6 protein-coding genes and 2 pseudogenes are annotated in these 7,493 nt (G+C 45.1%); 3 read left to right on the plus strand and 5 right to left on the minus strand.

Annotation, left to right across the window (positions count from 1 at the left end):
* Positions 1-1,058, plus strand: a protein-coding gene (locus PSI17_RS15380) for an IS3 family transposase (RefSeq protein ID WP_273552816.1) whose coding sequence is annotated in 2 segments (ribosomal slippage) — positions 1-151 and positions 151-1,058 — 1,059 coding nt annotated over the 2 segments. Because the reading frame shifts where the segments join, the coding sequence is not laid out codon by codon here. This gene is flagged as partial in the annotation.
* Positions 1,059-1,127: 69 nt separating this feature from the next.
* On the opposite strand, the gene PSI17_RS15385 is transcribed toward PSI17_RS15380, so the two are convergent.
* The 5 genes and pseudogenes from PSI17_RS15385 to PSI17_RS15405 all read right to left on the minus strand — a co-directional run bounded on the left by PSI17_RS15385 (position 1,128) and on the right by PSI17_RS15405 (position 6,257).
* Positions 1,128-2,111, minus strand: coding sequence for a quinone oxidoreductase (locus PSI17_RS15385; protein ID WP_273552817.1), 984 nt, complete (start codon positions 2,109-2,111; stop codon positions 1,128-1,130).
* A 337-nt stretch (positions 2,112-2,448) separates the two neighbouring features.
* Positions 2,449-3,411: pseudogene (locus PSI17_RS15390) on the minus strand (IS110 family transposase).
* Between the two features lie 116 nt (positions 3,412-3,527).
* A pseudogene (locus PSI17_RS15395) lies at positions 3,528-3,629 on the minus strand (IS6 family transposase); the annotation flags it as partial.
* A gap of 68 nt (positions 3,630-3,697) precedes the next feature.
* Complete coding sequence (locus PSI17_RS15400) at positions 3,698-4,105, minus strand: DUF2000 domain-containing protein (protein WP_273552818.1); 408 nt, start codon at positions 4,103-4,105, stop codon at positions 3,698-3,700.
* Between the two features lie 1,183 nt (positions 4,106-5,288).
* Positions 5,289-6,257 carry an IS110 family transposase gene (locus PSI17_RS15405; protein ID WP_273552819.1) on the minus strand — a complete coding sequence of 323 codons (969 nt, stop codon included), beginning with the start codon at positions 6,255-6,257 and terminating at the stop codon, positions 5,289-5,291.
* 185 nt (positions 6,258-6,442) lie between these two features.
* On the opposite strand from PSI17_RS15405, the gene PSI17_RS15410 reads away from it, so the two are divergent.
* Both PSI17_RS15410 and PSI17_RS15415 read left to right on the plus strand, forming a co-directional pair.
* Positions 6,443-7,324, plus strand: coding sequence for an integrase domain-containing protein (locus PSI17_RS15410; RefSeq protein ID WP_273552820.1), 882 nt, complete (start codon positions 6,443-6,445; stop codon positions 7,322-7,324).
* Positions 7,324-7,493, plus strand: a 170-nt coding sequence (locus tag PSI17_RS15415; RefSeq protein ID WP_273552821.1) for an AlpA family phage regulatory protein, incomplete at its 3' end; no start/stop codon positions are given. The genes PSI17_RS15410 and PSI17_RS15415, both read left to right, overlap by 1 nt.

A 7,493-nucleotide genomic window follows, 5' to 3' on the forward strand; every position in this document is an offset into this window, starting at 1 on the left:
GCCTTGGGGCGCTGGGTTCGCCAGTTGACCCTGGAGCGGCAAGGTAAATCCCCCAACGCCCTGCCTATCACGCCGGAGCAAATTGAAATCCGTGAATTGAAAAAGAAACTGCAACGGATTGAAATGGAGAATGAAGTCTTAAAAAAAGCCTCAGCACTCTTGATGTCGGACTATCTGAACAGTTCTCGTTAATCGAGCAATTCAGAGTGCTTTATCCTGTGGCTTTCCTTTGTCAACTGTTCGGAGTCTATCGCAGTAGCTATCAGGCCTGGCACCATCGGCAGAATAAACCGGATGCTGAACGCGTTAAACTCAAAAGTCTGGTCCGGGAAGCGTTTAACGAAAGCAACGGCTCAGCCGGCGCACGAAGCATTGCGACTATGGTGACCGCAAAAGGCCTCCCCTTGGGCCGATGGCGGGCCGGAAAGTTAATGGCTGAGATGGGACTGACCAGTCGCCAGCAGAAAAAACACCGTTATTCGCATCGGGAGCAAGAACATATTGATATTCCGAACTTCCTTGACCGTCAGTTCACCGTCACCGAGCCCAACCAGGTTTGGTGCGGTGATGTCACCTATATCTGGACAGGCAAGCGTTGGGCTTATTTGGCAGTAGTCCTTGACCTGTTTGCCCGTCAGCCTGTTGGCTGGGCGATGTCGTTCTCTCCGGACTCTGAGTTGACAAAGAAAGCCTTGGTCATGGCGTTTGAATCAAGGGGAAAACCACAAGGTGTGATGTTTCACAGTGATCAGGGCAGTCACTATACCAGCAAAGCTTTCCGGCAGTTATTGAGGCGTTATGGTCTCAAACAAAGCCTGAGCCGCCGGGGAAATTGCTGGGATAATAGCCCGATGGAACGCTTTTTTAGGCGCTTAAAGAGTAAATGGGTGCCTGAAGAAGGTTATGCCAATTTTGGTGAAGCTTTTCGCGCCATCATCCATTATATCACAGGCTATTACAGCCAAGTTCGTCCTCATTGGTATAACAATGGGTTAACACCAAACGAATCAGAACGATTATTTTGGAAAAACGCTAAGATTGTGACCAATTTTTATTGACCACTTCAGTTTGTCAGCGGTCTGAGCGGATGTAATCCGCTCAGGTTCAGAAATAACGTCCAGAGGCAATTAAGGAATAAGCAGATTGGAACCATGAGTAGCGCGACTTTCCAGAGTACGATGTGCCTTGATTGCCTCACTGAGTGGGAATTTCTGGCTTTCAGATACGTCAATATTGATTTTGCCATTGGCAATCAGCTCAAATAATGTTTTGCTCGCCTCATCCAATTCCTGACGGGTAGTGATGTAGTCATTTAACGTTGGGCGGGTTACAAACAGTGAGCCTTTCTGGCTAAGTATCCCCAAATCAACGCCAGTCACAGGACCAGAAGTATTACCAAAACTGACCATCAAGCCGTGTTTTTTCAGGCAATCCAATGAATCCAGCCATGTGGCCTTGCCAACAGAATCATAAACGACGGAGACTTTTTTCCCTGCCGTAATTTCCGACACACGTTCAACAATATTTTCGCGCTTATAGTTTATGGTTTGATATGCTCCTACAGCTTTGGCTAGAGTCGCTTTCTCATCTGAACTAACTGTACCAATCAATTTAGCACCCAATGCGTTTGCCCACTGGCAGGCAATTAAACCCACTCCTCCCGCGGCGGCATGGAACAGGAACGTTTCCCCTGCCTGAATTTTATGGGTTTGCCGGAAAAGGTAATAAACAGTCAATCCCTTCAAAAATGATGCAGCAGCCTGCTCAAACGAAATAGTATCTGGTAACCGTGCTAATTTTCTTTCTGCCACATTATGAACTTCACTATAAGCGCCAAGTCCTGATTGTGCATAAACTACCCGATCGCCGACTTTAAAGGAGGTCACCTTAGCCCCAATCTTGGAGACAAACCCTGCCGCTTCAGTTCCTATTCCGCTGGGCAGATTGGTTGTTGGGTATAACCCGCAGCGTATATAGGTATCAATATAGTTAATGCCAATCGCTTTATTCTCAACCTGTACTTCGTCATCAGCCGGGTTGGCAGGCGTAAATTCGCAATATTGGAGCACTTCAGGGCCGCCGTTAGCGGAGAATACGATATGTTTTGCCATGAGTAAGTCCCTCATTATTTTTTATGCTTATCTATATGAACGCATCCCGTTTGTAAGGCTTTCGTTGTTTTGATTTTGATGGGTAGATTGCAGCTCTATATCCGTCCTTATTACAAACCTACGTTACTGGCGCTGGATTAACACAATAAGTGCAATGTGCGCCACTATGAGATTCGCTGACTCATGCCTTATTCGTCTTGCGGGCTTTAAGTCCAAATGAATATTCAGATTTAATGAGTCAAGGTCTTACCTATCTTTATCATCACGCTGGGTGCTCACACAACTTTTTTGTATTCATCTATATTCAAATTCAATATTTGTCAGCATTTGGCGTAAATCAAGATAGCCTGAGACTGACGTAATCTTTCCGATATTCCCAGTGATGAACGGCAAGTGTCCACACCGTACGGTCAATTTGTTCGCTATCGCCACCATAGCCAGATTTGTGGGGTGTCGCTTTTTCAATTCGGTTATCTAGGCTCCCGCCTTTTAGCTAGTAAAGTCACCATCCGTGCCCCGTGGATAAACAAGACTCGTAAATAAGTATCTCTTCGTTTGCTAATACTCAGCAGGCGAATTTTCTCCTCGCCCCTAATTTGATTGGGAACCAATCCCACGTAAGTGGCGAAGCCCACTCGGATTTAAAGGCGAAGGCTTCTCCCATCATCACCGCCGTGATTAACGGCCTCACACTTGGAATTCTCAACAATCTCTTACAGGTATCATCTTATCTATCTAGGTAGAATAACTATTTTTCGGTGTCATCTATCCAACCTATCAACTTGCAGATACTGTTCTCCAAACTACTGGATAAGAAAGAATTAGCCATTCCGGTGTCTCAGGAAATTGCTTACCCTTATACATAGTTTCATCAAATTCAAGAAACAGGCCATGTAGGACATTAATTTGGATCGTTCTGAATTTTACTAATTGTTGACGAAAGCAGTGAAGGGATAGGATAGGCCTGCGGGTTTTCTGTTTTAATAGCAGCCGATGGACTGAGCTGCTGAACCGCCATCCAGATAATCCAAGACATCATCTTTGTTTCCCATTACGAAGGCCTCAACGAATCAAATTTGAACAATCGCACCTGATGCCCTTGCTTTTTCAGTTTTCGTGCTCAGTACTGTGAACCATCACATAATTCTATGCCAACTATGTACCGTCCCCGTTGATTGAAAAACATCAGAAAATTAGTCCTGCGAATTTGTTTATTAACCACTTTACCCGTGTGTTCTCTGATGAAGTGGATTTGTATCAAATGTTTTGTGATATCTACTCCAACGGGTATATCTTTCATCTATGGATCCTCCAGTTTCTGGGAACTAATGAGGATCGTGATGCCGAAAATTTGTTGGGATCCACACTTTTTTCACCCCTGTATCCAAGGTTAACTTGTTGGTGTTGATTATATCCTTCCAGATTACGTAGGTTCAGTACGTAGGCCAGATAACAGTGAACACACTGAGCGATAATACCAGCAGGAGAATGCAGGCGTTTGAAAGCTTTTCGAGTCATTGTCGTCAGGTCAATCAATAAAAAGCCACCTTATCCAAACGGAGCTTAATGAGATAGAACCATAATAATCACTTGTGAAGAGATAACCCTTTTATTGCCTTATCTACAGATTTCTTTGGGCCATACACAGCGAGGCCAACTAAATTCATATTATCAGTATTTTCAGCTAAAAAAACCTTTCGGTTCGCTTCATCATGACCTGTTGAAAACATTGTGTAGACGTAAGGAATTAGAAGAAGATCCCGCTCCAAGCCTTTTCTATGAACATTTTGAAGTGAATTGAGGTCAGCCCCAAAAATAAGCATGGGTTGTCCAGACATGCTTCCATACTTATGGCCAGACGAGTCGATATATGGGATACCTATAATCTCAGATGCAGATGAGGCAATGCCCGTTGCAAGGAATGCAACCACATTAAGTTTCTGCCACGTTTGTAAATCATCCCGCACTATAAAGGCAATTTTTGTATCAAACATCTTAAGCAATTCTCCACGTGTTGTTATGTGAATAATATATTTAGTTAATGACAGAATATTTGTCTTGTACGTTTGTGTATTAATGAAGGTCGTGTATTAAATAGTTAGTTGTTATGGAGAGCATAAGTCTATGGCTACTATAACCTGGGCATTATTTTATGTTATGTATTGTAAAAATAGGTTGCCGATGTAATTCAGCTATCGGCACCAACACCCCATGGGGCAAAAACGAGTTAGTCATCACTCAAACCAGCAGTTTCTTTTGTACAAAGTAATCCATCAAATTTGACTATACACACTACAATTTTTATTTTATAGATTACGAACCCTTATAAGGAAAAGAAGCTCCTTTGATTAGGATAATTGCGTAGATCGCAGAGATAAAAGACTTATTCGTGTGTCTATAAAAATCTCCCTCTCACTTGCCACTATCAAAAAGATTAGTTAATCTAAGTTCGTTCAATCACCATCACCGATGGTCACCAATGCTTCCTATAGTCTGAAAGGAAGCGCTTTCGAGCGACTAGAAAAACTCCCGTAGCCTGGAAGGGAGAGCGAACATTGCGGTACATCTGCGCACTTTTGGAAGCAGATATCGCCGGACACATAACCCACCGTCCGGCGATGAAGGTCTTTTTAACTAATAGAGTACCAACGGTACTTAGGCGCGTTAGGTTGTGATTTTCATTACCTTTCGTAGCTGCCTTCAGGGTGGGGAAGATCCACTCTTAGGTAAGCAAGAATATTTGCTTACATTTCACATTAGCGTCAGGTGATAAAACCCATCAGCCTTACGCACTATGGGGTTGAATTACGTCTCGATCTCATTTCACCTCAATGAGCAGGATTGCTTTCGCGCATCTCGCTCATGCTTAGTATGTCTGCTTGAAATATTTAGCGGGCGGCTTCTTTACACCTAAACAATTAGCTTATTGCTACCGTTTGAGCCTTAACCTTGTGGCGTTTGGCTGTGCCTATTGGCATTTCAACGCTTGCTCTACTTTTGCTGACTGTTTGCGAGCGTTAAGGCATCACTTTTTGCGGATTTACCGCTGAAAGTGACGCCGCGGCAAAAGGGCAACATGACGATGACAGGCTCATGCCTGCTTAACCACACAATGCATCTGACACTGCATTTCATTGATTAAAAAAGTATCAAAAGCAACTGTCTTGACCAACAAAATTACGGAATAACCTGATGGTAAGATTCATCCCATTCTTCGTTCTTCCTGAGCATCGCATTCAGGATAGTCAGCAGCTTTCGCATACAGGCAACCAACGCCACTTTTTTGGGCTTTCCGGCGGCCAGCAGACGCTCATAAAAAACTTTTATCACAGGGTTAAAACGTGTTGCCACGAGGGCTGCCATATACAACGCGGTTCGCACGCCAGCCCTGCCACCAAAGATGGTTCGTCGACCCCGCATGGTTCCCGAGTCCCGATTAACCGGAGCCACACCGACAAGAGCACTGATTTCACGCCGCGAGAGACTACCCAGTTCGGGAACCTCCGCCATCAAAGCCGCGGTAGTCATGGTTCCAATGCCTTTAACACGGCTCAGTTGATCAGCAAGCTCTTTAAAGTGATTCTGGATGTGGTTGTTCATGTCAGTATCAATTCGGGCAAGCTCATCTTCCAATGCTTTGATAATAATATTAATGCTTTTCCTGCTTTGTGGATGAGCGAGGTGCAGTCGGTTACGTTCAGCTACTATCATCGCAATCAACTGACGTCTGCGCACTACAATGGCAGCAAGAACCTGACGCTCAGCATCCGGCAAGGCCCTGATAAAGCGTTGCCGCTCAGGATGATGATTAATGACTTCAGCCATCTGAGCGAGCGCTCTGGCATCAATACGGTCAGTTTTTGCCAGATATCCCATAGCACGGGCAAAATCTCGTGCCTGATGAGGATTGACCACAGCGACATCAAAACCGTTGGCCTGCAACTCACAGGCTACGGCAGCCTCAAGTCCACCGGTCGCTTCCATCAGGATCAGTACGACGGGGTATTTTTTGAGTTCGGCAATAATGGTATCAAAGCCGTCAGAGTCATTACCGACAGTGAACTGAGCAATATCACTGCTGGCAGCGATATCAAGCGTTGCTTTTGAAACATCAATACCAACACAGAGTGGATTTGGCTGACTCATATTACCCATCCTTGCAAATGCGTTATGGAGTACGGACAACTGTTCGGGTTTCAGATGAGTGGCTCAGTGTATGCGCCGGTCGCTTTTGAACGGGCTTTAAACCCAAGGAGAAATCAGGCTGCATACACCTTGCCAAATCTAAACATGATTATTTTAGCCAATTTTTAATTAAGTAGGGGAATCAGATGAGCCGATTGATTAAGGAATTGAAATTTTTTGCCCGGCAGGGTGGCGGCAGTCATAAAACTTGCCATGACCGCACTCGGATTGCAGGGCGTTTGGGCGCGTTGTTATTGAGCCTGAATATTCAGGTTAAAAGTCTCAGTCATTTAAAAACCAAGCATGTGGAACATTATGTTGATGCCCGCCTATCTCAGGGCATTGCTAAACGAACAGTGCAGAATGAAATGTCTGCGCTGCGTAATATTTTCCGCATAGCAGGTCGGGAGAAACTGGAAACCTCTCCGAGTTTGAGCAATAAGGCGTTGGGATTAAATGGAGCCAGTCGCGCCGGAACGAAGCAGGCGATCCCTGATGCCACGTTTCAGACTGTGTATCAGAAGGCACTTGAGCGTGATGCCGGGTTTGCAGTCACATTGAAACTTGCCCGCTTGATGGGGCTGCGTTCTCAGGAAGCGGTGCAATGTAGTGTTTCATTGAAAAGTTGGCGGAAGCAGTTAGAGCAACCAGAACCGAAACTTCATATTGTTTTCGGTACAAAAGGCGGCCGGCCAAGACAAACCCGTGTACTGGATGTTGCTGCGGTGAAAGAGGCTGTAGAGCAGGCCATTGCTATTGCAGAACAACGAGGTGGCAGGTTGATTGATAAACCGGATCTCAAACAGGCCATGAACTATTGGCGAACCCATACCACAAGGATTGGTTTAACGGGCTGCCATTCTCCTCATAGTTTGCGTTATGCGTGGGCACAGGATGCACTGGCGTTTTACCAACAAAATGGCTTTAGCCACCAAGAAGCACGAGCATTGGTCTCAATGGATTTGGGGCATGGGGATGGTCGTGGGCGTTATGTGGAACGAGTTTACAATCAGGGAGGGCAGGAATGATGGAAACTCTGACTTTCATTCGTCTGGACTATGTGATGAAGAAGACCGGATTGGAAAAATCACAAATCGACCATTTGATTCGGCAGGGAAATTTTCCTAAACCTCGCAGGCTGGGTATCCGTTCTATGCTATGGATGGCAAAAGAAGTTGATGAATGGGCGGCAAATAA

It is taken from the genome of Xenorhabdus sp. IM139775, assembly GCF_028598745.1.
Lineage (GTDB): Bacteria > Pseudomonadota > Gammaproteobacteria > Enterobacterales > Enterobacteriaceae > Xenorhabdus.

Bases quoted from the DNA above. Each gene is read 5' to 3' on its own strand.
- PSI17_RS15385 (WP_273552817.1), bottom strand. From the start codon at position 2,111: ATGGCAAAACATATCGTATTCTCCGCTAACGGCGGCCCTGAAGTGCTC.
- PSI17_RS15400 (WP_273552818.1), bottom strand. From the start codon at position 4,105: ATGTTTGATACAAAAATTGCCTTTATAGTGCGGGATGATTTACAAACG.
- PSI17_RS15405 (WP_273552819.1), bottom strand. From the start codon at position 6,257: ATGAGTCAGCCAAATCCACTCTGTGTTGGTATTGATGTTTCAAAAGCA.
- PSI17_RS15410 (WP_273552820.1), top strand. From the start codon at position 6,443: ATGAGCCGATTGATTAAGGAATTGAAATTTTTTGCCCGGCAGGGTGGC.